This is a genomic window from Grimontia celer, assembly GCF_900055185.1.
GTDB classification, from domain to species: domain Bacteria; phylum Pseudomonadota; class Gammaproteobacteria; order Enterobacterales; family Vibrionaceae; genus Enterovibrio; species Enterovibrio celer.
This window is the reverse complement of record NZ_FIZX01000007.1, coordinates 1-26745: the sequence shown is the minus strand read 5'-3', so window position 1 is coordinate 26745 and position 26745 is coordinate 1. Positions and strand designations below refer to the sequence as shown.

Sequence of the window (26745 nt, the reverse complement as noted above, 5' to 3'; positions counted from 1 at the left end):
ACGCCTCCGCTTCGGAGGCGTTTTGGTTTCTGGTGAAGGGGAATCTAGGGTCTGTTGACCTTTGGTGATGGGGACTATCGCATCGCCGCTTTCACATAGACATCAAAGCGGTTCTTCTTGGTTTCAATTTGAGTAGACGGCGTTTTACCGGCCAGAAACTCAGCATAATCCGGACGCTTTACCACCACACGCTTGGTCGCCAGTGTATAAGCAGGCTCATACAGCTCATCAGCGTCATCATCCGCGCCCACCAGCGACTGGAAAACACGCATCTCTTTTTTCACCAATGCTGACTTTTTCTTGTGCGGATACATGGGGTCGAGATACACCACATCCGGGCGTTCCAAATTTTCGTCATCAACAAGCTTCATCAGTGCGTCATGGCTTGATGCATGCAGAAGCGACATGCGCTCACTCACCCAACCGCCGATTTCCGGATCCACTTTGGCACGGGCAAGGCCATCATCCAGCAGCGCCGCAACCACAGGATGACGTTCAACCATCTGTACCTTACAGCCAAGAGAAGCCAGCACAAAAGCATCGCGCCCCAATCCTGCTGTGGCATCCAACACCGTTGGCGTCGCGCCTTTGTTGAGTCCGACTGCTTTAGCAATCGACTGCCCTTTCCCGCCTCCGAATTTACGACGATGACCAACAGCACCGCCCACCAAATCGACAAAAACCGCGCCGAGCTTTGGCTCGTCCAGCTTTCGAAGCTCCAATTGGTTTTCGGTCAGTACCAACGCAAAAAGGGCGTTCTCATCGTGGGTCAGTCCCCAACGGTTGGCAATCTCGTTAAGGATGTCAGCGCGTTCTGGCGCTTCGCAGGTTAAAGCTATCTGCACCTGGGTTCTCCAGCGTAATATTCGCCGAGAGTATATACCCAAACGACGTGAAGATGCAGGATTCAGGTCGTTTGGGTATATAACGAAAGGATAGGGTTCTAAGAGAAAGAGAAAATTGGCCGCGATGCCCTACTAGAACGTCGCTTCTTTTTCACTGGCTACTGCTTCGAGAATAAGCTGCTCCATTGGTTTCGGCACGCTGAAGAAATAGCCTTGCGCATAATCGACACCCAGTGAGCGCAAGCGCATCAAGATGGCATCATTTTCCACAAACTCTGCCACGGTTTTCTTGCCCATCTGGGTCGCCAGTTGGTGAATCGCCCGCACCATCACATAGTCCGTTTCATCCTCGGCGATATCCCGCACGAATTGGCCGTCAATCTTGATGATGTCGACTGGAAGGCGCTTGAGGTAGCCAAATGATGAAAGCCCAGAGCCAAAATCATCCAGCGCGATGGTGCAGCCCAGTTGTTTAAGCTTTTTGAACAACTCAATCGCATCACTGAGGTTGCCTATCGCCGCCGTTTCCGTGATTTCGAGACTGATTGATGTACTTGGAATGGTGCTGGTTCTGAGCGCTTCAATCAGGAACTGGATAAAACCTTCATCGCTCATGGAGCGGCCGGAAAGGTTGATCGACACCATACCTACGGAATCGACATATTCAGGATAACGCTCAAACCACCCCAAGGTTTTCTCAATCACCCGCTTATCAATCAAATGCGCCATATTGTAGCGCTCGGCAGCAGGTATAAACTGTCCTGGAGCCACATTCTCACCTTGAGTGTCACGCATCCGCACCAAGACTTCGAAATAGAGTTTCTCTTTCAAATGGGAAGTAACGCTGACAATCGGCTGGGCATAAACCTCGAAACGGTCTTCTGCCAAAGCATCATGGATTTTGCTGACAAAAGACATTTCGCGCTCATGGCGGCGAAGTTCCTGATCGTCCGGACGATAGAGGTGAACCCGACTGCGGCCATCATGCTTGGCAGCATAACAAGCTGTATCAGCCTGAGCATGCACTTGCTGAGGCGTGCCCGCGGTTTTATCCAACATCCGGATACCAACAGAACAACCAAGCGCGAGGCGAGTATTCTTCCAGTAAAAGTCGAGTTCACTTAGGGTATCGAGAATTTTTCTGCCCTGATCAAGCGCGTCCTGCTCATTGCAGTCATAGCAAATCACTGCAAACTCATCACCGCCAAGACGCGCCAGTGTCGCACCAATAGGCAGCAACTCACGCAGAACCTGCGCCGTTTGCTTGAGCGCTTCATCACCCGCCTCATGCCCCACAGTATCGTTAATCACGCGGAACTGGTCGAGATCGATATAGAACATGGCGTGAACCGCGCCGTTTTCAGTCAAGGTGCCCAGTACATCAACCAATCTGGCTTCAAAGTAGTTGCGGTTCAGCAAACCAGTCAGGAAATCATGTTGCGCCTGATAACGAAGTTGCTGCTCCATTCGGCGGTTTTCCGTGATGTCCTCTCCCACTAACAAAAGTTGCGATTGCACCTGAGTCGAACGAATACTTTCTCGAATCCAGCGCTCTTTGCCATCACTGGTGCGGTAACGGATTTCACGGCGACGGATCCCAAACCGCTCCCGATCTTTACCGTTCAAAAGGCTTCTTGGCGGCAGGCTGTCATCGGCATAAAAGTCTGTCACTTTGTGCCCAAGCATATGACGTTTAGAAAAGCCCAACCATTCCGTGGTGCACTGGTTCACGGACTGAATACGCGATTGCTGATCGATGGTCAGTAGCATCACAGGCTGCTGCTCATAGAGCATGCGATATTCCACCTCACTACGCTGAAGCTTCTGCTCTGCCAGTTTTCGCTGGCTGATATCGCGGGCTTCAAACAAAATTTGCGCGTCGGCGTGGCTGTGATCCGGCAAGGCTTTGAGCGCCACGTCCAAAATCACCTCGTTTTGCTGCTCGGACAAAAGACAAACTTCAAAGCGGCTCGCCTGTCCTTCAATCAAGGATTCAAGGTGAAGTTTTAGCCTGTCTGCACTGAGCCATTCTGACCAGCGCCATAATGGCAAGAAACCGCGATTGCCAAACTCGGGAAACAAACGCTGGAATGCACCGTTGGCGGAAATCACACGCCCTTGATAATCCAGCAACGCAATATATTGATGGCTTTGATCAAACACGCCTTTGAACAATGCCCGGCTTTGTGCCAATGCCCGCTCGCCTTGCTTTTGACGGTTCATGTGCTTGGTGAGAATGCCAATGATCACCATAGCGATAAACATGATGGCAAGACTACTCAACACCGCATCACGATTGGCTTGCCAGAAAGAAGGCGGCTGGTTGTTGATAGTGGCTTGAGGAAACTGTCTTATGTCGATATGACGCTTTTTGGCGACATCGTATTCAAAGATAAGCTGATTGGCGTCAGAAATAATCTTTGGCATTTCACCACTGTTTAGCGCTTCAACCAATAGGCCTGCCTGCACTTTGCCGTGGTGTTCGCCATCCACCATGATTCCGCCGACAATGCCGTAAGGCAGCATAAAACTGTTCGCGCCGTAAACCGGCACCGTGGTCGCTTGCGTGACCTTGGTGAGCAAATCGCCATGCTCCATAAAGTCGCCATTGGCATCTTTGAAGAAGGAAACAAACAGAATCACATCGCCCTCTTCCAGCGCGGCGCTCTGCTCAACCAACTGCTCAAAGCTCACTTTGTGCATGCGGCGTATGTCGACACCCAACTCAGTGGCGCTGTCCAACTGACGTGAGATGGCCTGCCAGTACTGGCGGCTGGAATAAGCATCATCCAGTGCGAGCCAAACACGTTCAGTTTCGGGGTGAAGGTTTTTAATCAACGAAACGTTGGCGGGCACGTTAATCAACTCTTCAACGCCCCCGAGCATATTGATGCTCTGATACGGTTCGAGACTGGCACTGTTTAATCCGGAAAACACCACAGGCACATTGCCAATTTCTTCAGAGAGTTCGTTGACCAGCCAGAGTGCGGCATTATCTGTGGTCAGCACGGCATCATAGCGGTGCTCCTCAAGGCGAGTCAGATAGAGACGTTTCAGTTCTTCATGATAATCAGGGGATTGGATTCGCTTGGTATCGAGATAGGTGTGCTCAACAACAATGTCCTGCCCTTCAATACCCTTCTCGATTCCACGAACAATGGATTCCGTCCAGAAAAAGTCCGGATGGTAGGAATGAATGGCGAGAACCTGATAGGCTGCTAGTGCTGCGCCGCTTTGAAGAAAGAGAACAGTAACAAAAAGCCACTTAAGTAATTGGCGCATAGAATAAAGTAGAGCTGTCTTAATTCTGTATCAGTTGTACCACACGGTATTGGGAGGGCTATCAATTGGTCAAGTTTCATGCACGGAAACTGCGGGTAACATGGAGTTTAGTGAATCGCTATGAATGAGATTGCAAAATTAGATGATTTAGATCGCCAAATTCTGCGAACCCTGATGGCTGATGCCAAAGTGCCTTATGCGGAAATGGGGAAACGTTTTTCTGTCAGTCCGGCAACAGTGCACGTGCGGGTCGAAAAAATGAAATCGGCAGGCATCATCACCGGCACCGAGGTTTTGGTGAACACCAAAGCGCTCGGATACGATGTGTGCTGTTTTATCGGCATCAACCTCTATGCCGCAAGGGATTACCACTCGGCGCTGGAAAAGCTTCAACAACTTGATGAAGTGGTGGAAGCCTATTACACCACGGGTGCCTATAACATCTTTGTCAAACTGATGTGCCGATCGATTGAAGAGCTGCAATACGTGCTGATTGATAAACTTCAGGCGATAGATGAAGTGCAATCGACAGAAACCCTTATCTCGCTGCAAAACCCCATTAAGCGGAATGTCGCGCCTTAATTGAGTAACTCCGGCGACCAGAGACAAAAATGCCAGCAAATCGCTGGCATTTTTTCATTGGAGGTCGGCTTATTCAGCCTCTTCCTGATTAGGCAGATCAGGGATTTCCATCTGCTGCTCTTCGGCCAGCCAACGCGCTACGTCTTTGGCAAAGTAAGTCAGGATGCCGTCTGCGCCAGCACGCTTGAAGCACATCAAGGATTCCACCACGGTTTTACGCTCGTCAAGCCAACCATTCATCGAAGCCGCTTTGTGCATCGCGTACTCTCCGGAAACCTGGTACGCAAACGTCGGCACCTTAAGCTCCGTCTTCACGCGGCGAACCACGTCAAGGTAAGGCATGCCAGGCTTAACCATCACCATGTCCGCGCCTTCATTCACGTCCATTGCCACTTCATGAATGGCTTCGTCGCTGTTGGCCGGATCCATCTGATAGGTTTTCTTGTCGCCGCCTTTGAGGTTGGCCGCTGAGCCGACTGCATCACGGAACGGGCCATAGTATGCCGACGCATACTTCGCCGAATACGCCATGATTTGGGTGTGAATGTAACCCGCTTCCTCCAGCGCTTCACGGATAGCACCGATGCGGCCGTCCATCATATCTGACGGTGCAACGATATCTGCGCCAGCTTCCGCATGGGAGAGCGCCTGCTGAATAAGCACCTGGGTGGTTTCGTCATTCTGCACATAACCGTCTTCGTCGGTCAGGCCGTCTTGACCCGACAAGGTGTATGGGTCGAGTGCGACATCAGTGATCACGCCCATTTGTGGTACATGCTCTTTCAGCAAACGTACGGCGCGCTGCACCAAACCTTCCGGGTTATGCGCCTCGTCAGCAGTTGCTGATTTGAATTCTTTCGGTACAACAGGGAACAAGGCAATCGCAGGTACGCCCAGTTTTGCCAGATATTCTGCTTCGTACAGCATGAGATCGATGGACAAACGCTCAATACCCGGCATCGACTCTATCGCTTCACGACGGTTTTTCCCCATCAGAATGAACATCGGGTAAATCAGATCGCTGGCGGAAAGCTGGTTTTCCGCCATCAAGCGGCGGCTGAAATCATGTTTGCGCAGACGGCGCATACGACGGGCCGGAAACGCGCCCTGAATGGATACGGTCACGGTATCCTCCTTAATCCAAGTGCTTGAGCTTTGACAGCATCATAGCGGTTACAGTCCAAAGAATCGACGGGTGTTGAGGGTGGTTTGTGTGATCAACTGCTCAGTGTCCTGCTGACGTAATGCAGCAATTTCTGATGCAATATGAGGCAAATAGCAGGGTTCATTGCGACGGGATTTGGGTTTTGGCTTGAGATCCCGCGGCAAAAGATACGGTGCATCGGTTTCAATCATCAGCTTGTCATCAGGGATAAGTGGCACAATGGCACGCAAGGCTTCACCACGCCTTTCATCGCACACCCAGCCGGTAATGCCGATATAAAGCCCAGCTTGCAAGCACGCTTTCAGCTCATCCTCAGAGCCCGTAAAGCAGTGCAGCACGGCACCAGGCAGCTTATCAAGGTAAGGCGTTAGAATGGCCATAAAGCGCTCATGGGCATCACGGCAATGAAGAAAAACTGGCATGTTAAGCTCAACGGCGAGTTTAAGATGCGCTTCAAACACCGCCTCTTGCTGCGGCCTTGGTGAAAAGTCGCGGTTAAAGTCGAGCCCGCACTCACCAATTGCAACCACCTGAGGCTGATTGGCTAAAGCGCGGATAGACGGCAGCGTCAAATCGTCCACGGTTTTGGCATCGTGGGGATGAACCCCGGCAGTGGAAAACGCAAAACCCGGCAGAGATGCGGCCATAGCGGCAGCCTCTGGGCTGGATTCCAGATCCGTACCTGTCAACACCATGGCACTGATACCGGCTTCTTTAGCGCGCGACAGGACGTCTTCTCTGTCTTTGTCGAACTGGCTACTGGTGAGGTTCACCCCAATATCAATCACGCTCAATCCTTTTCATTTGATCTGAATAAGAAAAAAGCCAGTGTATCACTGGCTTTCCGGTTCAGCACACGCTCAGATTAACCCTGGCTTTGCTCTTCATTCTCTTCGTTTTCTTCACCGCGCGGTTTGTAGAAGCGGGAGAAGAAAAGACCGACTTCAAACAGCAGACACATAGGGATCGCCAGAAGCGTCTGCGAAATGATGTCTGGTGGTGTTAGCAGCATACCGACCACAAACGCCGCTACAACGATGTATGGGCGCTTCTTGCGCAGATCATCAGGCTCCACCGCACCCGTCCAGGTCAGCAGCAAAATCGCTACCGGGATCTCAAACGCCAGACCAAAGGCCATAAACAGCGCCAGAATGAAATCCAGATAGCTGGCAATGTCTGTGGCTATCTGAACATCCACCGGCGCGATCGAGGTAAAAAAGCCAAATACCAGTGGGAAAACCACGAAGTAAGCAAACCCCACACCGCAGTAAAACAGCAATGAACTGGAGGCTAACAGCGGGAAAATCAGGCGCTTTTCATGCTTATAAAGGCCCGGAGCGACAAATGCCCAGACCTGATAGAGGATCATCGGCACCGCAATGAACACCGACACCACCAAGGTCAGCTTGATGGGTGTGAAGAAGGGCGAGGCCACATCCGTCGCAATCATGCTGGTACCTTCCGGCAACTGGGAAACCAGTGGCTCGGAAATGAAGGTGTAAATGTCGTTGGCAAAGTAAACCAGTGCCAGGAACACCACCAGCACAGCCAGCAATGCACGCAGCAGACGATCTCTCAGCTCGGTAAGATGGCTGATGAGCGGTTGGGTATCTTCAACAGATGACATAGTTTCTCGACAAAAACTGAAGCCCGGATAAAACCTTACTCGGTCTTATCCTTGGTTGGGCTGGAAGCATTGGCAGCGTCTGCAGCAGGCTCACTTTCGCTTTTCGGGGCGTAAGGGCGCTGAACATCTTCCGCTGCTTTTTTTAGCTCATCTACAGACTGTTGCAGATCTGGTGACAGGTTTTGCATACCCATCTGCTCGGCTTTTTTCAGGTTCTCCTGAAGCTCCTGGATTTTCAGCTCTTGTTCGAGCTCATCTCTCACGGAGCCTGCCATTCTACGCGCCGCACCCACCCATCGGGACACATTGCGGATGGCCACAGGTAAACGTTCGGGACCGAGCACCACCAGACCGACAACGGCGATCAGGATCAGCTCCCAAAAACCGATATCAAACACGGATTATGCCTGCTCTTTGTCTTTCGCTTCGCTTTTTTGAGCTGTGTTGTTGCCTTTTTCTTCCAGTTTTTCCTGGCCGAAATCAGCATCTTTTTTGTCTTCGTCAGACATGGCTTTCTTGAAGCCTTTTACCGCCGAACCCAAGTCGCCACCGATGTTACGCAGCTTTTTGGTTCCGAACAGAAGAATAACGATGACTGCTACGATCAGCAGTTGCCAAATACTAATACCACCCATGCTAGTGTTACCTCTGCGTTATGTGGTGAATAAAAAAGTAACCGGAGTTTATCCCCTCAATGTTACAACTTATTTCTTTAATTTCACTTATTAAATGCGCGCCATGCAAATAACCAGCTAAACAGCGCGGTGCCACCGGTCAACTGAGGTAAAAGTTCTACCTGATTGCTATACAGTATGGCAGAAGTCACCAGCAGTGTAGCGCCAACACCCATCAGGAAGCGGGCTCGGTTTTGCTGCTTACGCGCCAGCATAAATTCGCGGTACATGGCATCCATTCGCTGGTTAACCTGACGGCCTTGTTTAAGGCTGTCGTAAACCAGCTCTGGCAACTCGGGCAGTTTCTCCGCCCAGAACGGCGCTCTTTCTTTGATGGCGTTGATCACAGCCTGAGGGCCAACCTGACGTGACATCCAATCCTCAAGGAACGGCTTGGCGGTATCCCACAAATCCAGTTGCGGATAGAGTTGGCGCCCCAACCCTTCCACATAAAGCAGTGTTTTCTGCAGTAGAACCAACTGAGGCTGCACTTCCATGTTAAAGCGGCGCGCGGTGTTAAACAGGTTCAGCAGCACATGCCCAAATGAAATATCGCACAATGGTTTTTCGAAAATTGGCTCACACACGGTACGGATAGCAAATTCGAACTCATCGACATTGGTATCGTGCGGCACCCAGCCTGAATCAACGTGCAGTTCGGCGACTTTGCGGTAGTCACGGTTGAAGAAAGCGAGGAAGTTTTCCGCAAGATAACGTTTATCTTCACGGTTCAGCGTACCAACAATGCCGCAATCCAGACCAATCCACTGTGGGTCTTCCGGGTGCTCATAGGAAACGAACACATTGCCCGGGTGCATGTCGGCATGGAAGAAACTGTCTCGGAATACCTGGGTGAAAAAGACCTGCACGCCGCGCTCAGCCAGAAGCTTGAGATCGGTGCCGTTAGCTTTCAGCCCTTCGATATCAGACACCTGAATGCCATAGATGCGCTCAGACACCATCAGGCTCGAGCGACAATAATCGCTGAACACTTCTGGCACATAGAGAATATGATCGTTTTCAAAGTTGCGGCGAAGCTGAATCGCATTGGCCGCTTCACGCATCAGATCCAGCTCGTCGAGCAAGGTCTTTTCGTACTCACGCACCACTTCCACCGGCTTTAAGCGTCTTGCTTCCGGCAGGAAACGCGCGACCATACGCGCCATGCGGTACATGAGTTTGATGTCAGCCTGAATGACAGGGAGGATGTCAGGGCGGATCACCTTGAGCACGACTTCGCGACCGTTTTCCTTCAATGTCGCAGTATGAACCTGTGCAATCGAGGCAGATGCCAGCGGAATTTCGCTGAAATCGTCAAACCAGTTTTCCAGCGGACCACCAAGGGCTTTTTCCATTTGCGCTTTTGCAAGCTTGCCATCAAACGGTTCAACTTGGTCTTGCAGCAAAGCAAGCTGGTCAGCAATCGCAGGCGGAAAAAGGTCACGGCGGGTCGACATCATCTGGCCGAACTTGATCCACACAGGGCCCAACTCTTGAAGCGCCAAACGCAGGCGCTCACCGAGTTGCTTGTCCGGATGTTGATTCTTCATCCAGAACAGCATTTTGCGCATAAATTGCGGGCCACGGGTTATCGGCTGGTCCGGCAACAGTTCATCCAGTCCGTAACTGAGCTGGACTTGGGTAATTTTGTAGAGGCGGCGGATTTCGCTGGGTGTCATGCGCTCTCCACCTCAGCCAATTTCTTTTCGAATGCTTCAAGTCGGGCTGACAGGCGGGAAGCCTGACTCTGAACATCATCGACTTGATCGGCAAAATAGGCCACTTCCAGCGCACCCGGTGCCAGTCGCCACTCTTCGACCACCAGCTCACCAACATAGCGCTGGTTACGCTCGGTCATCTGCTTAAGAAATGCCAACCCTTGCTGGGCACCTCGAACCAGGGTGTGTGCGACCACATCACCGGTGTAATGCGATAGCCACTCTGCGATGTCCGGGTTAAGGCCATTCAGAAGGTTGGAAAATTGCTGGGCGACATCGATATCACCGTCCAGATGCAATTTGTCTTCTTTGATGAGCTTGGTCAGGTTGGCTTTGTCTTTCAGCTGTGGCGCAACGGAAATGGTCAATGCCAAGTCGCAGTCTGCGTCACCTTCAAAATCCGCCAGTACATCGATTTGCTGGCTGAACACAAACACCAATTGCTTGCTGATGTCTGTCAGGCGCACACGCAGCACTTTGCCTTTAAGCCTCGCCAGTCGGCGTTGGCTCTCTACATCCTGCTTGAGCAGGGTATTTAAGCTGGTCTCAACAACGGCGGTGACTAATGGGTCTAATGGCATTCCCGACCCCTTAGAATTTGTAGCCGCGGTGCAGGGCAACAATGCCACCGGTCAGGTTGAAGTATTTGGTTTGCTCGAAACCTGCTTCTTCCATCATGCCTTTCAGGGTGTCCTGATCGGGGTGCATGCGGATAGATTCTGCCAAATAACGGTAGCTTTCACCGTCATTCGCGATAATTTCGCCCATTTTCGGCAGCAGGTGGAAAGAGTAGGCATCATAGACTTTTGACAGTGGCTCAACGATTGGCTTGGAGAATTCCAACACCAGCAGACGGCCACCCGGCTTCAGTACGCGGTACATTGAGCGCAGCGCTTTGTCTTTGTCAGTGACGTTACGAAGACCAAAGCCAATGGTGATGCAATCAAAGTGGTTATCAGGGAATGGCAGCTCTTCTGCGTTCGCCTGCACGTAATTTACGTTGCCGACGATACCCAGATCGCGCAGTTTGTCGCGACCGACATTCAACATAGAGTTGTTGATGTCTGCCAACACCACCTGACCTTTCTCGCCCACGATGCGGGAGAATTTAGCCGTCAGGTCGCCAGTACCGCCAGCCAGGTCGAGGACACGATGGCCCGGACGCACACCGCTGCAATCAATAGTAAAGCGTTTCCAGATACGGTGAATACCCATGGACATCACATCGTTCATAATGTCGTACTTTGCCGCCACATTGTGAAAGACGCTGGCAACCATACCGGCTTTCTCATCTTTAGCGACGGTCTTGAAGCCAAAGTGGGTGGTATTCTGTTCCGCGTCTTGCGTCACGCCCTGTGTCATATCTGTCATTATTAACCCCTGAGTAACACCGGGCCGGAAAAGAAGAAAACGCCCGATATTTTTGCGCTTAGTGTACTTTACATGCTCAAACAACCACAAGAAGCGCTGTTCAGAGTGATAACAGCACGCCCACTTCAAGGAAAACGCCTGCGGAAATGGTGAGCCACTTCAAAGGCGTTTGACACCGAAGAGGGCGTGCTGAATCACTCCCGAAGGGCGAGTTTAATTGGCTTCCACACTTCGTTGTGGCTTTTCGATGTAGCCCACTACGCCTTCAAATCCACGCCTTGTTTGAAAGCCAATTACTACTCGCTGAACTCGCCTTCATGCGGTTATTTGAGCATGATGCAGAGCATGCTCAAAGCGCTTAGTGCGCCAAGTGACTGTCCGTTTAATCCTTTGAGACGGGTAAGGTCACAACATCATCATTCTCTTCTGTCGTATCTCTTTTCAGCATAGCCGGACTGATATCGCGCTTCACTTCCACACCCAGCGTTTTAAAGCTCTCGGCCTGACGCAGAATGTTGCCACGCCCGCTGGAAAGCTTGTTCACGGCGTTTTGATAGCTGTCTGACGCTTTATCGAGTGCCGAGCCCATGGCTTCCATGTCCGACACAAACAGACGAATTTTGTCGTAAAGCTTGCCGGCTTTTTCTGCAATCACGCGGGCATTCTGGTTCTGATGCTCAAAGCGCCACAGATTATTGATGGTGCGGAGCGCCACCAGCAAAGTGGTTGGGCTCACCAACATGATGTTGTGGTCCAGCGCTTCTCGGATAAGGGAAGGCTCTGCCTCGATGGCAATCTGGAACGCAGGTTCAACAGGAATGAACATCAGCACATAATCGAGGCTTTGAATGCCATGAAGCTGATGATAATCCTTGCGGCCAAGGCCACGGATATGACCGCGAATGGCGGCAATGTGCTCACGCAGTGCGCTGTCTTTATCCACCAGCGATTCGGCGTGGTAATAACGTTCATACGCCACCAGTGCCATCTTGGCATCAATTACCACATCCTTCCCTTGCGGCAGGCGTACGATGACATCCGGCTGGTAGCGTTTACCCTGCTCGTTCTCAAGGCTGACCTGAGTCTCGTACTCATAGCCTTCACGAAGGCCGGATTCTTCCAGCACACGGGCAAGAACCACTTCCCCCCAGTTGCCTTGCTGCTTGTTGTCACCTTTGAGCGCCTGAGTCAGGTTCACCGCTTCACGGGTCATGGCTTCGTTAAGCTGCTGGAGGTTTTTGATTTCATGCACCAGGGTGTGGCGCTCTTTGGCCTGTTCGCCAAAGCTGTCACTGACTTGCTTACGGAAACCTTCCAGCTCGTTTTTCAAAGGACTCAAGAGAGATTCGAGACTCTGGCGATTTTGCTCATCCACAGTGCGGGTTTTGTGGTCAAAAACTTTGTTGGCGAGCGCCTCGAACTGAACGCGAAGACGCTCCTCCGCCCCTTCCAGCAGTTTGATTTTCTCTTCTGCGGCTTCAAGTTGCTCTTCAGTTCGGGTTTGCTGCTCGCGAAGGGTCAATTCCAGTGCGGCTTTGGTATCACGAAGGTTCTCAACGGTATCGGCCAATTGGGCTTTTTCGGCGCGCAGGGTTTCCATCTGGCGCAGCTTTTCGGCCGCTGCCGCGAGCTTGCCATATTGAGTGCGAAGCTCAGAGCTTAAGCGATCACGTTCCAGATCCATGCCATCAAGCTCATCCTGCAAGGTCTGGTTTTCGCCTTTCAGCCGACCAATCTCAGACTGGTTGTGCTTTTCGTCAGCTTCCCGCAATTGCTCATGCAAGGCCTGAAGATTTTGTTTTGCCATACGGTGGTATAGCGCTGCCAACAACGCCGTGACACCCGCGCCAGCCCCTGCTGCCATCCATACCAGACTGTCTGAAAACAGCGCTTCAAGCTGCATGTCGATACCCTTTTATTTCCAATACGCTAACTGTATTGAAGGCTAATCAGACACTGGATAAATGTCCAGCTTTTCTATTGAGCAGATCTTGCTCTAGACTGCCGCATTCTCTCCCTCATTTTTTATAAGTGATTCTCCTATGAACGACCGCCTAGCGATTGGCTACGGATTGGCTGCGGTGCTCCTTTGGTCGACCGTCGCGACGGCTTTTAAAATCACCCTTAGCTATATGACTCCGATTCAGATGCTGGCCGCCGCCAGCGTGGTATCGGCAATTTCTCTGGCTGCAGTGGCAGGCTTTCAGGGCAAATTGCACCTGTTGACGTCTACCTTTGCCAAACGACCGCTGTATTATCTGCTGCTCGGGCTTATCAACCCGCTCATTTATTATCTGGTGCTGTTCAAAGCTTATGATTTGTTGCCCGCTTCCCTCGCGCAGCCATTGAACTACAGCTGGGCGATCACCCTGACGCTGATGGCAGCGGTATTCCTAGGCCAGAAAATTCGTAAACAGGATTGGATTGCTGCGGCGCTGGGTTATGCCGGTGTGGTGGTCATTGCCACCAAAGGGGATATATTTGGCCTGCAATTCGACAGCCCATTGGGTGTGGGGTTGGCGCTGCTTTCCACGGTTTTGTGGGCGGGTTACTGGATTTTGAACGCAAAAAACCAAGCCGACCCAGTGATTGGGTTACTGCTTGGTTTCTTACTTTCTTTGCCGTTTTCGATTGGACTTAGCCTTTACACCAGCGACTGGAGTGGCATTCCATGGCAAGGCTGGGCGGCAGTGACTTATGTCGGTCTGTTCGAGATGGGCATTACTTTTGTGCTTTGGCTCAATGCCATGAAGCTTGCCACTAATACCGCCAAGATCAGTAACCTGATCTTTATTTCACCTTTTATTTCGCTGATCTTGCTGTCGCAAATTATTGGAGAACAAATTCATCCAACGACCTTAATCGGTCTAGTGATGATTGTTGTCGGTTTGCTGATTCAGCAGCGAAAAGGGAAAACGAAATAATCAGGCGCTGCGCTGCGCGAGATAGTCGCGCAGCTCATCGACAGAAATACCGTCGTTTGCCAGCTCTTGCGCCAATTCCAGCACACGCTCACCTTTGCGCTCATCAATCACTTTATTGAACTGGTGCACCAGCTCGCGAAGACCACTGATTGGCACCTGACGCGCAGCGCTTTTTACGCGCTCTTCACTCATGCCGCTCAATTCAGTGAGCAATTTACCGAACATCATTTTTTCCGGAGATTCTTCTAGCATCTCCAGATGACGAGCTAATTCAATTGTCGACATCGACATAATATTTAACTGCCTGTGTATGTATTTACGAAGGAGTGTGCGAACAGCCTTTGATTTGGCTGGCACCCCGAAATCGGGAAGATCTGAGAAATTCGCACACTAAATATACTTCCCAAGCCAAATAAGCAACAAAAAAATACCCGCTAATGAGCAATTAACGGGTAAATGGTGGAATAACGGTTGTCGAGACCGTCGCGCTTTTCGCGTCTTATTAGTGAATTCGCTAAGTTTTACGCTTCTGCGGTATGCCAGCGTTTACCTTTCGACGACCACAGCAGCAAAAGGCCTGGTGCCAGCAGCAACATATGAAAGACCAGAAGGTGTGGCTCAGAAAGACCTGCGCGTTGTGTCAGGCTAACCAACACACCTGCACCACTCATCTGGAAAAGACCCAGCAAAGCGGCTGCCGTGCCCGCGCGTTGACCAAACGGCTCCAGCGCTTTACCCGCTGCTGAGCCCAGAATCCAGGCGAAACCAAATGATGATAGGAAGACAGGTACCATAAATGCCCACGCAGCTTGTGTGGTGCTGAGTGCAGCCATCAGGCAACCTGCAAACACCAGCAGCAACATGCCGGCATTCAGGGTTTTACGGCTACCAAATTTATCCATCACTTTTGGCGCCGTCATGGATGCTGTGATGTTCAGCACCGCATTGACACCAAACCACAGGGTGAATTGCTCCATAGTAAGGCCAAGGCCATTAATCAGACGAACCGGTGCTGAGGTGACGTAAGCCAGGATCACCGACATCGCCAGCATGCAAAGCACAGCGTGATACACAAACACTGGCTCTTTCAAAACCTGCCAGTAACGCGAAGGGCTCAGCAGTTTGCCGCTGCTGTCCGTGTCTGCCGGACGGGTTTCACGGAACAGGGTCAATACCAACACTAAGGCCACCAGCGCATACGCCATCATAAAGCTGAAGTTTGAACGCCAGCCAAACTGAGCAGTTAGCCATGCGCCCAAAAGTGGTGCCAGTGCAGGAATGAAACAGATAGCGCCGTTAAGGTAGCTGATCATCTGCCCGCTTCGTTTACCGCCAAAACTGTCACGCACGGCAGCGAATGCACATACAGAGGTCGCACAAGCGCCTGCACCTTGCATCAGACGGGCAAAAAGCAGCGCATCCAGCGAGCTTGCAACCCAGGCAAAGCCCGAGCTCAAGCTGTAAATCACAATACCGGCAATCGCGACTGGGCGGCGACCATAACGGTCTGCCAAAGGTCCAGCTAAAAGCTGGCCAAGACCCAGACTCACCATAAACCAGGAAATGGTGTCTTGAATTCGGGTAGAGGCCACATCAAACTCTGCCGCCATCAGTGGCATGGCAGGCAAGTAAATATCGATTGCCAGTGGGCTGAAAAGCACCAGCAGGACCATGAGTGCCACAAGTCGGCTATCAGGCTTGGAAGAAGGGGTAGACATAAGATTCTCCTGATTCAATGGGCGGAGTGTAGTGTGATTTTGATATGAACAAAAATGGTTTATATTCAGGTCAGACATTCCCATAAGGAATAATACTTAATGAACCTCAACCAACTTCTTCGTTACGATCTCAGCCTGCTGATCTGTCTTCATGTGTTACTGGAAGAGAGCAACGTCACCCGGGCTGCGCAGCGTCTTCATCTCAGTCAATCCGCGGTCAGTAAAAACCTCGCCAAGCTTCGCGAACAGTTTGATGACCCTTTGTTCAACCGCACTTCCCGTGGCCTTTACCCAACGCCGAAGGCCTTGTCCTTAAAACCGGGACTGAAAAGCCTGCTAGGGCACATTGAAGGGCTGACAGTCTCGGATGAATTCAACCCGGCAACCAGCGATCGCCGTTTTCACTTCTCACTGGTCGAAAGTGCCTATCCCCTGCTTCTTCCCCGATTTTTAGGTGAAATCCTCGACGCAGCTCCCTCAATCACGCTGGATACCCAAGCTTGGAGCGGGCAAACTTTCGACGCCATGGCACGTGGTGAGGTAGATTTTGGCATTACAGGAAAAGACCTAAACCCTGCTGACGCCATGCTGACGATGATGCCGCCGAAAGGCATTATCTATGAGGAGCTTTATCAGGATGAGCAACGGGTGATTGTGAGAAAAGATCACCCCGTGCTAAAAGAAGCAAAATGGGATTTGGATACCTACCTGAAACAGCGACATGTTCAGGTCAGGTGTGACGGCAGCGATCGCTGGCTGCTTGACTATAAACTTGCAGAACGGGGCATTGAACGTGATATCGCCATGTATGTGCCGGATTTCAATAGCGCGGCGAGCCTTTGCACCCATACCGACCTGGTGTTTACCGCGCCGGCGCATTTTGCAGCAGCCGTCGCTAAGCAACTCAATTTACACGTGTTGTCATTGCCAACACCTTTACCGCCCATGGCATATACCCTGTTCTGGCATCAAAGTCAGCAATCCGATCCTGGTCATAGCTGGTTACGGCAGCTGATTATTTCACGTTGTCGACATATGACAGAAATTGCAGCGGCAGATGAAAACAGATAGCTTAGACAACCAAAGACCCCTATACGATCACCCAAATAAGGACGAAGAATGCACGCCATTATTGCGCAGCGCGTCGATGCATTGAGACGCTGGCTGGAAGAACAGGCACTGGACGCTCTGATCATTCCTCATGAAGACGAATTTCTCGGCGAATACATCCCCGAGCACAATGAACGCCTCCACTGGGCGACAGGTTTTACTGGCTCAGCAGGCGCGGCTGTTATCGCGCGAGACAAAGCCGCAATGTTTGTTGATGGCCGCTACACGGTACAGGTACGCAAGCAAGTGCCTGATGACATTTTCGAATACCGTCATCTGATTGAAGTGCCCGCACTGCAATGGCTGCAAGACAATCTGCCTAAAGGCAGCAAAGTGGCCGTTGACCCACGCCTTCACAGCGCGAACTGGCTGGCATCTGCAGAGAAACAAGTCGAGGGTAAGCTGGATTTGGTGTGTGTAAATACCAACCCGGTCGATACTGCATGGCATGATCGTCCTGCCCCCCTGCTGACCGATGCAAGGCTGATGGGCACCAACATTGTGGGTCAAAACAGCGAAGATAAACGCCGTGAAATCGGTACTGCGATTGCTAAATCTGGCGCTGATGCAGCGCTTTTAAGTCAGCTCGACAGCATCTGTTGGCTTCTGAATATCCGTGGTGGTGATGTATCACGTCTGCCTGTGGTGTTGGCCAGCGCTATCGTCAATGCCAAAGGCGAAGTCACCCTGTTTATCGACCCTGCGCGCCTGCCAGAAGGTTTCTCAGCACATGTGGGCGAAGGCGTATCGGTTCAAGCTCCAGAAGTACTGGAGTCGGCTCTGGCTGCACTCTCCGGCCAATCTGTGTTGGTCGACCCGCAAACCAGCAATGCATGGGCAAGTCAGGTACTGAATCAAAACGGTGCCATTATCGTTCACGCTGCAGACCCATGCATGCTGCCAAAAGCGGCCAAAAACGCGGTCGAAATTGATGGTATGAAAGCAAGCCATGTCCGCGATGGTGTGGCAATCAGCCGTTTCCTCGCCTGGCTGGATAAAGAAGTCGCTGCAGGCAATCTGCCAAACGAAGCTGAGCTTTCAGACAAGCTATACAGCTTCCGTGAACTGGATAAAACACTGGCAGATTTGAGCTTCGATACTATTTCAGCAGCAGGTGGCAATGCAGCTATGTGTCACTACAACCACCTGAACCAGCCTGAGCCGGGCGAGCTGGAGATGAACAATGTCTATCTGGTGGACTCAGGCGGTCAATATCCGGATGGTACGACCGATATCACCCGCACTGTTGCGATTGGTGAGTGTTCAGACGAAGTGAAGCAAGCTTTCACTCTGGTACTGAAAGGCCACATCTCTCTAGCGACTGCACGTTTTCCGAAGGGTACCGCTGGCAGCCAACTGGATGCGCTGGCGCGTCAGCACCTGTGGGCTAACGGCTTCGACTACGACCATGGCACAGGCCACGGCGTAGGTCACTTCCTGAGTGTCCATGAAGGCCCGCAGCGTATCTCCAAAGCCCCTAGCACAGTAGCACTGCTACCGGGTATGGTGCTGTCGAACGAGCCAGGTTATTACCGCGCCGATGCCTTTGGTATCCGCATCGAAAACCTGGAGTTGGTGGTAGAAGCGCCAACCCAAGGCGATATGACTGTGCTTGGTTTTGAGTCATTAACCCGCGCTCCAATCGATCGCCGCTTGGTGGATGTATCTTTGTTGACTGACAGCGAGATTGCTTGGTGGAACGATTACCACCAGAAAGTGTGGCAAGATGTTAGTCCATCATTGGAAGGTGAGGACTTGGAATGGCTTGAACAGGCAACTGCCGCCCTTTCACGCTAGATGGTTAACAGTAAAAAGAAGAGCGCCGTTTGGCGCTCTTCTTTTATAGATTGGTAGGCGCACCTTCAGCACATTTTTTATCATTGTAAAACGTATAGTTCCCACCACGTCCTTTGGCCCAGAAATTGACAACAAAACCTCTATCGATGAACCCCTTAAGCTTTTCACAAGCTGTTTCATAGGCCACCTGACGCATGACTGTTTCTTCCCACTTATAGCCACTTGGGACACGATCACTGACAACAATGAAACCATTGTCGTCTACATCAACATACTTATTGTTCGCGAATGCTTCTTTAGCCTCAGCAATATCATCAGAACTTGCCGTAGGCTTATAAGGACTACTATCTTTTGTTGCCATGCAAGCTGCGAGCAATGAGCTGAGAAACAACGCAATAACTATTTTATTCATTACATCTTCCTTGAAACCAACTGAAACAAATAACATTCTAGCCCCAAATTTAAACGAATGATTTCGCATTCAAAGCCAGACTCCATATCTTTTGCACCAAGAATCAAAAGAAAGACACATCAACCTGAGTATCCCTGCTCCCAGTCCTTCCACACCACTTCAAAACCGGCCGCTTTCACCGCAGTTGCCACCGCACTGGCACTGCGCTCATCTGAAACCGAAAACTGCTCAAGCTCAGGTTCATCATCGGCGTAACCACCAGGCTGGGTTTTCGAAGCAGCTGACATCGAAGTGATTCCAAGCGGCAATACTTTATCCCGAAATTCAGGCGACTCTCGGGTCGATAAAGAAAGCTCCACTTCTGAGTTGAGCAACCTGTAGGCACAGATAAGCTGAACCAGTTGTCGGTCCGTCATCACCGACTTTGGCTGTACCGCCCCCTCACAAGGACGTAGCCTTGGAAAGGAAATCGAGTAACGGCTTCGCCAGTAGATGCGCTCCATGTACTCAAGGTGACTGGCGACAAAGAAGCAATCCGTTCGCCACTCATCCAGTCCAATCAGAGCCCCAATGCCAATCTTGTCGATCCCTGCTTGGGCAAGCCTGTCAGGGGTATCAAGACGAAAAGCAAAATCCGTCTTGTTACCTCGCAGATGATGTTCAGCATAGGTCGAGCGATTATAGGTTTCCTGATAGACCATCACTGCATCCAGACCCAGACCTTTAAGCTCAGCATAGTCTTTCGTTTCCATGGGTTGTACCTCCATGGCGAGATAGCTGAAATGCTGCTTAATGGCAGGCACAGAGGTTCGAAAGTAGTCCATCCCCACTTTGGTTTGATGCTCACCAGTTACCAAGAGAATGCTGTCAAAGTTCATTGCTTTAATCGCTTCGCACTCGCGCTCAATGTCATCCAGCGATAGGGTACGGCGCTTGATACGATTTTCCATTGAAAAGCCACAATAGGTACAAGCGTTGGCACAAAGGTTCGACAGATAAAGCGGCACGTAGAAATTGACCGTATAGCCGAATCGACGTCGGGTCAGCGCTGCAGCTTGCTGCGCCATCGCTTCAAGGAAGGGCTCCGCAGCGGGCGAGATCAGCGCCTTAAAGTCTTCCAAGTTCCGCTTTGGCTTAGCCAATGCCCGCTGAACATCCGCTTCTGTTTTACTGTAAATGGACAAGCGGATATCGTCCCAATCGAGCGTCCGCCAATGATCAGAAAAAGCCATATCTCCTCCCGTCACGCCAGCTCATCAAGAAAAGCGGTGAGTGGGCTGGAGGCGACAGCTTGTTGTACCTGCCCTGCCAAGCCTGCCTCATAGGCCATGCGACCGGCTTCTACGGCTAACTTGAAGGCCTTTGCCATTGCGACAGGGTCAGCTGCCGCAGCAATAGCTGTATTCACCAGCACAGCATCTGCACCTTTTTCCATCGCTTCAGCAGCATGGGAAGGGGCTCCAATACCCGCATCTACCACGACTGGCACTTTGGCCTGATCGATGATGATGTCGAGAAAATCCCTTGATGCCAGACCCTTATTGCTGCCAATAGGCGCACCGAGCGGCATCACGACCGCACAACCAGCTTCTTCCAGATGCTTACAAAGCACAGGATCGGCGTGGCAATATGGCAGCACCACAAAGCCTTCTTTGACCAGTGCTTCAGCCGCTTTCAAAGTTTCAATTGGGTCAGGCATCAGGTATTTAGGATCAGGATGAATTTCGAGCTTCAGCCAGTTAGTTCCCAACGCCTCACGGGCAAGTCTTGCGGCAAAAATGGCTTCTTTCGCGGTTTTTGCACCCGACGTGTTAGGTAACAGATTCACGCCCGACGCAATCAGCGGCGCCAGAATGTCATCATCACGCTTTTGGACATCGACACGTTTTAGCGCCATGGTAACTAACTCGGAGCCACTTTCGACGATACTCTCTGCCATAACCTGGGTGCTTGAGAACTTTCCTGTTCCGGTAAACAGGCGAGAGGAAAATGTTTTATCTGCAATTTTCAACATGGTTAACCTCCGGCAATGGCTTGAAACATAGCGACCTGAACACCCTCAGTCAGTGGTGTAGATTGCCACTGGCTACGGGGGATAATTTCACCGTTCAGAGCTATCGCCACCGACTGTTCAGGTAGAGATAATTCACTCACCAATGCCAGCAAATCGCTGGCAGTCTTTGGCAAGTAGGCTTCATCATTAAGCCAGATCTGCATGTGAGATCTCCTTATTTAGAAGTGCGCGAGGCTGACAAATGGCGCACTCAGGATCGCGATGAACCAGCATCTTTCTGAGCGATAGAGACAGACCATCAAACTGATAAAAGCTCGCAGGTAGAGATTCGCCTATCAGCAACTTCAGCGCTTCTAATGCCTGAAAGTTACCGATAATGCCTACCACTGGCCCCACAACACCTGCACTCTGACAACTCCTCGATTGAGGGTCCTGGTAGGAGGGGAATAGGCAGTGATAACAAGGTGAGGAAGAGGTTCTGAAATCGAAAATCATCAGTTGACCTTGCCAACCAATACCTGCACCAGAAATCAATGGCTTGCCCAATTTCACGCAGGCGGCATTCACCGCCTGCCTGGTTGCCATGTTGTCGCTGCAATCAAGCACGATATCGGCAAGGGAAGCTTCAAGCTCCAGCGCCATTCCATCTAGCTGACGAGTGACGGGCCGACATTGGATGAGGCTGTTCAACGCATTGAGTTGTTCACTCAGCGCTTTCGCCTTACCTTTGCCTAAGTCCTTTTCACGATAAGCAACCTGCCTCGGCAAGTTTGAACGCTCCAGCACATCGCCATCAGCCAGCACTAACTGCCCGACTCCTGCCCCGGCCAAATACTGCGAAGCCGCAGTTCCAAGACCGCCGCACCCCACTATCAGTACTTTGGCTTGAGAAAGTTTCAGTTGCGCCTCTTCGCCCCAGTTATCCAACATGATTTGGCGACTGTAACGGTCAAACTCACAGTCTGACAGACTAGCTTTGTTCGACGACGATACGCTCATTTCTCGCCTCCTCTGTCAGCACCTCAGCGAACGATTGAAGCGTTGCCGCCAGATCACAGGACTGGGTGACCGCCCGCACAACGGCGATCGCATCCACACCGCTTTGCCAAACTTCTGGGGCTTTAGCGATATCAATGCCACCAATAGCCACTGTTGGTACTTTCCCTGCTACTGTCGCTAAATGCTTCGACAACTGCGCTACGCCCTGGGGTGGAGTAGGCATCTGTTTGGTTGGTGTTGGGAAGATATGGCCTATAGCCAGATAGCTCGGGTTAAGAGATAAGGCTAATTCCAGCTCATCAGATGTTCGGGTGGACACTCCAAGGCGAATACCGGCATGGGCTATCGCATCCAGATCAGCCGATTTCAAGTCGTCCTGACCCAGATGGAGCCCATATGCACCGGCATCTAGAGCCTTTTCCCAGTGATCGTTGATAAATACCTGAGCCTGACAAAGACGGCCGCAAGCAACAGCCTCTTTGATCATGGCATCAAGGTTAGGATGATTGGCATCTTTAACCCTAAGCTGAACCGTACGCACACCAAACGCCAGCAAACGCTTCAACAGGGCAATATCATCAACCACCGGATAGAAAGGGCCTATGCCCCCGTCCATCCTTGGAAACACGGGAGAGGTGTTCATAGCACCTCCTACGCTTTCTGGTGGTAAAGTTCGCTGCCTTTGGCGAGAAATTCCGCCGATTTTTGTTTCATGCCTTCAAGTGGATCTTCCAGCATTTTCACTTCAATGCCTTCGCCTAGCTCAAGGCCTTTAGCATAATCACGAACTTCATGACTGATTTTCATTGAGCAGAATTTAGGGCCACACATGGAGCAGAAGTGCGCCACTTTGCCTGACTCCTGTGGGAGAGTTTCATCGTGATAAGCGCGTGCAGTATCTGGGTCGAGCGCAAGGTTAAACTGATCTTCCCAACGGAATTCGAAGCGCGCTTTAGACAGGGCATTGTCACGAACCTGAGCACCAGGATGTCCTTTCGCCAAATCAGCCGCGTGAGCACAGAGCTTGTAGGTAATCAGGCCGACTTTCACGTCATCTTTATTCGGAAGCCCTAAATGTTCTTTCGGTGTCACGTAGCAAAGCATGGCACAGCCAAACCAGCCGATCATTGCCGCACCGATACCTGAAGTGATGTGGTCATAGCCCGGAGCAACGTCTGTCGTCAAAGGTCCAAGGGTATAGAAAGGTGCTTCGTGGCAATGCTCTAATTGCTCTTCCATGTTTTCTTTGATCATGTGCATTGGCACGTGGCCAGGGCCTTCAATCATTACCTGAACATCGTACTCCCAAGCCACCTTGGTCAACTCACCAAGAGTACGAAGTTCTGAGAACTGGGCTTCGTCGTTAGCATCGGCAATAGATCCCGGACGCAGACCATCGCCCAACGACAATGCCACGTCATACTTCGCACAGATCTCACAAATCTCACGGAAGTGGGTGTAGAGGAAACTTTCCTGATGGTGTGCTAAACACCACTTGGCGATGATAGAGCCGCCACGGGAGACAATGCCGGTAACACGTTTAGCTGTCATTGGTACGTAGCGCAGCAGCACACCAGCGTGGATAGTGAAGTAATCAACACCCTGCTCTGCCTGTTCAATAAGGGTATCGCGCATCACTTCCCACGTCAGGTTTTCAGCGATACCATTTACTTTCTCGAGTGCCTGGTACATAGGAACAGTACCGATTGGCACAGGGCTATTTCTCAAGATCCACTCGCGAGTTTCATGGATGTTTCGACCAGTCGACAAATCCATGACCGTATCTGCGCCCCAGCGGGTAGACCACACCAACTTCTCGGTTTCCTCTTCAATCGATGAGGTGACTGATGAGTTACCAATATTCGCGTTCACTTTCACCAGGAAATTGCGACCAATGATCATTGGCTCAGATTCAGGGTGGTTAATATTGGAAGGAATGATCGCGCGGCCTTCCGCAACTTCTTTACGAACAAATTCCGGCGTAATTTCTTTTGGAAGGTTAGCACCAAAGTTCTGACCCGGATGCTGACGGTTCAGTTGCTCATCTGCATACTGCTGGCGACCCATGTTTTCACGAATCGCGATGTATTCCATTTCAGGAGTAATGATGCCCCGACGTGCATAGTGTAGCTGGGTAACACACTGCCCATTTTGGGCTCGACGCACGGACGGTAGATTACCAAAGCGAAGCTCATCCAGTGTGTCATCATCCAAACGTGTCTTGGCAAAGTCTGACGTCACTCCATCAAGGAGTTCAGTATCATTACGCTCTTCTATCCAGCGTTCTCGTAGCTTTGGCAGACCCGCATAGATGTCAATTTCGTAGTCTGGATCGGTATACACACCCGATGTGTCGTAAACACGAACTGGCTCATTTTCTTCAAACTGGGGATTATCTTTAGTGCCACCAATGAGGCTTGGTGCTAGGGAGATTTCACGCATGCCCACCCGAATATCTGGACGGGAGCCCTCTACATGAACTTTAAGAGAATTAGGAAAAGGTTGTACCGACAGGTTGTCGATAAAGGCTTTTGCTTCGTTTCTGGCTTGTTTACGGTTCGACATAGCATTACTCCAATATATTTTTGGGAATAAATGCTTGCCGGATTTGCTGAGCAAGAGGTGTGGCGAAACTTATAGATATCAATATCCCAGAACACCACAATTGTTGTTCTCTTGTTCCCTTCGCAGGTATTAGCCTGATCAGGTTCAACGGATCCTGCTTTCGCAGTCTCAGCCAAATGGCACTCCGACAAGTATCAGCGAACGAGTATAGGGAATGCTTTCCGTTATCTCAACCACTCAAAGTGATTAACCGCGCATTAACAACTGAAAGCCTGCCCAAGCAGCAAAGATACAGATAACGACATTCAGCACAACATTCAGACCCATTTTGAACCACTCACCCTGTTGAAGCAGCAAAACGTTATCCATAGAAAACGTGGAAAAGGTGGTTAGTGCCCCAAGAAAACCTAGCCCGATGAGATGACGCCAAGGACCTGGAGAAAAGACTTCCTGCTCTAAGGCTGCAACGAGTAGCCCCATGATAAATGAGCCAACGACATTAACCGTTAAAGTACCATAAGGAAAACCGCGCCCTAGTAACACAACACAGAGCTCAGAAATCAGATAACGAGAGCAAGCACCAAATGCTCCGCCAATGGCTATATAAAAAAGTAAAACTGCTTGATTCATGGTGTTTAGGCCCATGTTATCCAGAAACCAAGCTGACATGATACGCCTTAAAATGCGTATTCGCTAAGGCGTTCTCTTAGCCAATTCAAATGTTGGACTGGTTTAGAGAGCAGTAGATACGAAAAAGCCTCAGCATTTCTGCTGAGGCTTCAAATTTGGCAAGGGTGGTGGGATTCGATCGGACTGGCGCCCCAGCCCCCAACAATTGGCTCGCAGAGCCAAATACCATATATAAAAAAGCCCCAGCATCTCTGCTGAGGCTTCGAATTTGGCAGGGGTGGAGGGATTCGAACCCCCAACACGCGGATTTGGAATCCGCTGCTCTGCCAATTGGAGCTACACCCCTATACGCAGGCTATTTTAATGGTTCTCAGTCAAATAGCCAGTGTTGATTGGGGAAAGCCAAACCAAGTGGACAGAATTCATACAAGTTTATGATTCTTCGGCAAGATTTTTTTGCTTGTACTTGTTAAATACCAACAAGGCAATCACCGCAGGCCCTGCAACCAAAGCTGCAATTGCACTACATAGCAATGTCATTTGAAGTAAAGCTGACAAATCATTCATCTGGTGATCCCTTTGTCCCTATTAGATAAGCTGATAATACCGCGATGGTATAAAAAAAAAGTCTCAGTGATAAGAACCACTGACAGGTATTCCATTAATTGCATAAATAAAAGTGAGGGAAGTTAACAACAATCACTCTATGTATGCTTTTAAATACATTACATGTAGGCGTTGCATCCCTATAAATCAATTTATTAGCATTTATCCACTCAAAAAGTGTGGTCAGCCTTGTGTTTGAACTTCAAGACAAGGGTCAGGATATGATAAATAGCAAAAAACCTCAGCATTTCTGCTGAGGTTTCTCTAAGAAGTGGCGGAGCGGACGGGACTCGAACCCGCGACCCCCGGCGTGACAGGCCGGTATTCTAACCAACTGAACTACCGCTCCACACTTAAATTGGAAGCCTGGCGATGTCCTACTCTCACATGGGGAGACCCCACACTACCATCGGCGCTGTTACGTTTCACTACTGAGTTCGGCATGGAGTCAGGTGGGTCCATAACGCTATGGTCGCCAAGCAAATTCTGCTAAGTCTTCACCTTTAAAAAAGGTCAAAACCAAAATCTTGGAAAGCTGTTTCTGTGTTCTCTACACATTCAAGGTTCTATTCGAGTCCGTCAAAACCCCTTGGGTGTTGTATGGTTAAGCCTCACGGGCAATTAGTATCAGTTAGCTCAACGCCTCGCAGCGCTTACACACCTGACCTATCTACGTCGTAGTCTCCAACAACCCTTTAGAGGACTT

The 26745-nt window shown here is 50.7% G+C and carries 26 protein-coding genes, 2 tRNA genes, 2 rRNA genes and 1 riboswitch; of the genes, 4 read left to right on the top strand and 26 right to left on the bottom strand.

Annotation, left to right across the window (positions count from 1 at the left end):
- Positions 1–74 precede the first annotated feature (74 nt).
- Positions 75–845 carry a class I SAM-dependent methyltransferase gene (locus tag GCE9029_RS23255; protein ID WP_062667382.1) on the bottom strand — a complete coding sequence of 257 codons (771 nt, stop codon included), beginning with the start codon at positions 843–845 and terminating at the stop codon, positions 75–77.
- A 132-nt stretch (positions 846–977) separates the two neighbouring features.
- Positions 978–4127 (bottom strand): EAL domain-containing protein, encoded by a 3150-nt coding sequence (locus GCE9029_RS23250; RefSeq protein WP_062667380.1) that lies wholly within the window; start codon positions 4125–4127, stop codon positions 978–980.
- A 120-nt stretch (positions 4128–4247) separates the two neighbouring features.
- On the opposite strand from GCE9029_RS23250, the gene asnC reads away from it, so the two are divergent.
- Positions 4248–4709 (top strand): transcriptional regulator AsnC, encoded by a 462-nt coding sequence (gene asnC / locus GCE9029_RS23245; protein WP_002541578.1) that lies wholly within the window; start codon positions 4248–4250, stop codon positions 4707–4709.
- A gap of 69 nt (positions 4710–4778) precedes the next feature.
- Here the strand turns inward: asnC and hemB are convergent, their stop codons facing one another.
- The 9 genes from hemB to rmuC form a co-directional block, all read right to left on the bottom strand.
- Positions 4779–5834: a porphobilinogen synthase gene (gene hemB, locus GCE9029_RS23240; RefSeq protein ID WP_062667378.1), complete on the bottom strand. Its 1056-nt coding sequence runs from the start codon at positions 5832–5834 to the stop codon at positions 4779–4781.
- A 48-nt stretch (positions 5835–5882) separates the two neighbouring features.
- Positions 5883–6662 (bottom strand): 3'-5' ssDNA/RNA exonuclease TatD, encoded by a 780-nt coding sequence (gene tatD, locus GCE9029_RS23235; RefSeq protein WP_062667376.1) that lies wholly within the window; start codon positions 6660–6662, stop codon positions 5883–5885.
- 77 nt (positions 6663–6739) lie between these two features.
- Entirely contained in the window at positions 6740–7501 is a 762-nt protein-coding gene (gene tatC / locus GCE9029_RS23230) for a Sec-independent protein translocase subunit TatC (protein WP_062667374.1), read from the bottom strand.
- 35 nt (positions 7502–7536) lie between these two features.
- Positions 7537–7899, bottom strand: a complete 363-nt coding sequence (gene tatB / locus GCE9029_RS23225) for a Sec-independent protein translocase protein TatB (protein WP_002541582.1) — start codon at positions 7897–7899, stop codon at positions 7537–7539.
- A gap of 3 nt (positions 7900–7902) precedes the next feature.
- Positions 7903–8136, bottom strand: a complete 234-nt coding sequence (gene tatA, locus GCE9029_RS23220; RefSeq protein WP_062667372.1) for a Sec-independent protein translocase subunit TatA — start codon at positions 8134–8136, stop codon at positions 7903–7905.
- An 83-nt stretch (positions 8137–8219) separates the two neighbouring features.
- Positions 8220–9854 (bottom strand): ubiquinone biosynthesis regulatory protein kinase UbiB, encoded by a 1635-nt coding sequence (gene ubiB / locus GCE9029_RS23215; protein WP_062667370.1) that lies wholly within the window; start codon positions 9852–9854, stop codon positions 8220–8222.
- Entirely contained in the window at positions 9851–10474 is a 624-nt protein-coding gene (locus GCE9029_RS23210; RefSeq protein ID WP_062667368.1) for a ubiquinone biosynthesis accessory factor UbiJ, read from the bottom strand. Before GCE9029_RS23210 ends, ubiB begins: the two co-directional genes overlap by 4 nt.
- 10 nt (positions 10475–10484) lie before the next feature.
- Positions 10485–11264 carry a bifunctional demethylmenaquinone methyltransferase/2-methoxy-6-polyprenyl-1,4-benzoquinol methylase UbiE gene (gene ubiE / locus GCE9029_RS23205; protein WP_062667361.1) on the bottom strand — a complete coding sequence of 260 codons (780 nt, stop codon included), beginning with the start codon at positions 11262–11264 and terminating at the stop codon, positions 10485–10487.
- A 382-nt stretch (positions 11265–11646) separates the two neighbouring features.
- On the bottom strand, positions 11647–13167 hold the full coding sequence (rmuC, locus tag GCE9029_RS23200) for a DNA recombination protein RmuC (protein ID WP_062667358.1): 1521 nt from the start codon (positions 13165–13167) through the stop codon (positions 11647–11649).
- Positions 13168–13306: 139 nt separating this feature from the next.
- Between rmuC and GCE9029_RS23195 the strand changes: the two genes are divergently transcribed.
- Positions 13307–14188, top strand: a complete 882-nt coding sequence (locus GCE9029_RS23195; protein ID WP_062667356.1) for a DMT family transporter — start codon at positions 13307–13309, stop codon at positions 14186–14188.
- Here the strand turns inward: GCE9029_RS23195 and tsrA are convergent, their stop codons facing one another.
- Together tsrA and GCE9029_RS23185 are read right to left on the bottom strand one after the other, a co-directional pair.
- Positions 14189–14479 (bottom strand): H-NS-like global regulator TsrA, encoded by a 291-nt coding sequence (tsrA, locus tag GCE9029_RS23190; protein WP_002541590.1) that lies wholly within the window; start codon positions 14477–14479, stop codon positions 14189–14191.
- Between the two features lie 230 nt (positions 14480–14709).
- Positions 14710–15906, bottom strand: a complete 1197-nt coding sequence (locus GCE9029_RS23185) for a multidrug effflux MFS transporter (protein WP_062667355.1) — start codon at positions 15904–15906, stop codon at positions 14710–14712.
- Positions 15907–16005: 99 nt separating this feature from the next.
- Between GCE9029_RS23185 and GCE9029_RS23180 the strand changes: the two genes are divergently transcribed.
- A complete protein-coding gene (locus tag GCE9029_RS23180; RefSeq protein WP_062667353.1) occupies positions 16006–16977 on the top strand; it encodes a LysR substrate-binding domain-containing protein in 972 nt (323 codons plus the stop codon).
- Positions 16978–17025: 48 nt separating this feature from the next.
- Complete coding sequence (locus tag GCE9029_RS23175) at positions 17026–18813, top strand: aminopeptidase P family protein (protein WP_062667351.1); 1788 nt, start codon at positions 17026–17028, stop codon at positions 18811–18813.
- A gap of 43 nt (positions 18814–18856) precedes the next feature.
- On the opposite strand, the gene GCE9029_RS23170 is transcribed toward GCE9029_RS23175, so the two are convergent.
- The 13 genes from GCE9029_RS23170 to GCE9029_RS23115 all read right to left on the bottom strand — a co-directional run.
- Positions 18857–19225 (bottom strand): hypothetical protein, encoded by a 369-nt coding sequence (locus GCE9029_RS23170; protein ID WP_231870191.1) that lies wholly within the window; start codon positions 19223–19225, stop codon positions 18857–18859.
- A 119-nt stretch (positions 19226–19344) separates the two neighbouring features.
- A complete protein-coding gene (gene thiH, locus GCE9029_RS23165) occupies positions 19345–20457 on the bottom strand; it encodes a 2-iminoacetate synthase ThiH (protein WP_062667347.1) in 1113 nt (370 codons plus the stop codon).
- Between the two features lie 11 nt (positions 20458–20468).
- Entirely contained in the window at positions 20469–21239 is a 771-nt protein-coding gene (locus tag GCE9029_RS23160) for a thiazole synthase (protein WP_062667345.1), read from the bottom strand.
- 2 nt (positions 21240–21241) lie between these two features.
- Positions 21242–21442, bottom strand: a complete 201-nt coding sequence (thiS, locus tag GCE9029_RS23155) for a sulfur carrier protein ThiS (protein ID WP_062667342.1) — start codon at positions 21440–21442, stop codon at positions 21242–21244.
- On the bottom strand, positions 21426–22238 hold the full coding sequence (locus GCE9029_RS23150) for a HesA/MoeB/ThiF family protein (protein ID WP_062667341.1): 813 nt from the start codon (positions 22236–22238) through the stop codon (positions 21426–21428). Before GCE9029_RS23150 ends, thiS begins: the two co-directional genes overlap by 17 nt.
- On the bottom strand, positions 22210–22881 hold the full coding sequence (thiE, locus tag GCE9029_RS23145; protein WP_062667339.1) for a thiamine phosphate synthase: 672 nt from the start codon (positions 22879–22881) through the stop codon (positions 22210–22212). The genes GCE9029_RS23150 and thiE overlap by 29 nt, the downstream gene beginning before the upstream one ends.
- Positions 22882–22889: 8 nt before the next feature.
- Positions 22890–24803: a phosphomethylpyrimidine synthase ThiC gene (gene thiC / locus GCE9029_RS23140; RefSeq protein WP_062667337.1), complete on the bottom strand. Its 1914-nt coding sequence runs from the start codon at positions 24801–24803 to the stop codon at positions 22890–22892.
- Between the two features lie 98 nt (positions 24804–24901).
- Positions 24902–25000, bottom strand: a riboswitch (TPP riboswitch).
- Positions 25001–25049: 49 nt separating this feature from the next.
- Entirely contained in the window at positions 25050–25433 is a 384-nt protein-coding gene (gene crcB / locus GCE9029_RS23135; RefSeq protein WP_062667493.1) for a fluoride efflux transporter CrcB, read from the bottom strand.
- 269 nt (positions 25434–25702) lie between these two features.
- A tRNA-Trp gene (locus tag GCE9029_RS23130) sits at positions 25703–25779 on the bottom strand.
- A gap of 86 nt (positions 25780–25865) precedes the next feature.
- Complete coding sequence (locus GCE9029_RS26960; protein ID WP_002541604.1) at positions 25866–26000, bottom strand: hypothetical protein; 135 nt, start codon at positions 25998–26000, stop codon at positions 25866–25868.
- A gap of 311 nt (positions 26001–26311) precedes the next feature.
- Positions 26312–26388: transfer RNA gene (locus GCE9029_RS23125), tRNA-Asp, on the bottom strand.
- Positions 26389–26403: 15 nt separating this feature from the next.
- Positions 26404–26519: ribosomal RNA gene (gene rrf / locus GCE9029_RS23120) — 5S ribosomal RNA — on the bottom strand.
- 120 nt (positions 26520–26639) lie between these two features.
- Positions 26640–26745 (bottom strand): 23S ribosomal RNA (locus tag GCE9029_RS23115); the annotation flags it as partial.

Coding starts and splice junctions, on each gene's coding strand:
- tatC (WP_062667374.1), bottom strand. CDS start 7,501: ATGTCATCTGTTGAAGATACCCAACCGCTCATCAGCCATCTTACCGAG.
- thiH (WP_062667347.1), bottom strand. CDS start 20,457: ATGGCTTTTTCTGATCATTGGCGGACGCTCGATTGGGACGATATCCGC.
- thiE (WP_062667339.1), bottom strand. CDS start 22,881: ATGAACACCTCTCCCGTGTTTCCAAGGATGGACGGGGGCATAGGCCCT.
- crcB (WP_062667493.1), bottom strand. CDS start 25,433: ATGAATCAAGCAGTTTTACTTTTTTATATAGCCATTGGCGGAGCATTT.
- ubiB (WP_062667370.1), bottom strand. CDS start 9,854: ATGACACCCAGCGAAATCCGCCGCCTCTACAAAATTACCCAAGTCCAG.
- asnC (WP_002541578.1), top strand. CDS start 4,248: ATGAATGAGATTGCAAAATTAGATGATTTAGATCGCCAAATTCTGCGA.
- GCE9029_RS23185 (WP_062667355.1), bottom strand. CDS start 15,906: ATGTCTACCCCTTCTTCCAAGCCTGATAGCCGACTTGTGGCACTCATG.
- GCE9029_RS23150 (WP_062667341.1), bottom strand. CDS start 22,238: ATGAGCGTATCGTCGTCGAACAAAGCTAGTCTGTCAGACTGTGAGTTT.
- tsrA (WP_002541590.1), bottom strand. CDS start 14,479: ATGTCGATGTCGACAATTGAATTAGCTCGTCATCTGGAGATGCTAGAA.
- GCE9029_RS23210 (WP_062667368.1), bottom strand. CDS start 10,474: ATGCCATTAGACCCATTAGTCACCGCCGTTGTTGAGACCAGCTTAAAT.
- GCE9029_RS23170 (WP_231870191.1), bottom strand. CDS start 19,225: ATGAATAAAATAGTTATTGCGTTGTTTCTCAGCTCATTGCTCGCAGCT.
- GCE9029_RS26960 (WP_002541604.1), bottom strand. CDS start 26,000: ATGAATGATTTGTCAGCTTTACTTCAAATGACATTGCTATGTAGTGCA.
- rmuC (WP_062667358.1), bottom strand. CDS start 13,167: ATGCAGCTTGAAGCGCTGTTTTCAGACAGTCTGGTATGGATGGCAGCA.
- thiS (WP_062667342.1), bottom strand. CDS start 21,442: ATGCAGATCTGGCTTAATGATGAAGCCTACTTGCCAAAGACTGCCAGC.
- GCE9029_RS23175 (WP_062667351.1), top strand. CDS start 17,026: ATGCACGCCATTATTGCGCAGCGCGTCGATGCATTGAGACGCTGGCTG.
- GCE9029_RS23180 (WP_062667353.1), top strand. CDS start 16,006: ATGAACCTCAACCAACTTCTTCGTTACGATCTCAGCCTGCTGATCTGT.
- thiC (WP_062667337.1), bottom strand. CDS start 24,803: ATGTCGAACCGTAAACAAGCCAGAAACGAAGCAAAAGCCTTTATCGAC.
- tatA (WP_062667372.1), bottom strand. CDS start 8,136: ATGGGTGGTATTAGTATTTGGCAACTGCTGATCGTAGCAGTCATCGTT.
- GCE9029_RS23250 (WP_062667380.1), bottom strand. CDS start 4,127: ATGCGCCAATTACTTAAGTGGCTTTTTGTTACTGTTCTCTTTCTTCAA.
- GCE9029_RS23195 (WP_062667356.1), top strand. CDS start 13,307: ATGAACGACCGCCTAGCGATTGGCTACGGATTGGCTGCGGTGCTCCTT.
- ubiE (WP_062667361.1), bottom strand. CDS start 11,264: ATGACAGATATGACACAGGGCGTGACGCAAGACGCGGAACAGAATACC.
- GCE9029_RS23160 (WP_062667345.1), bottom strand. CDS start 21,239: ATGTTGAAAATTGCAGATAAAACATTTTCCTCTCGCCTGTTTACCGGA.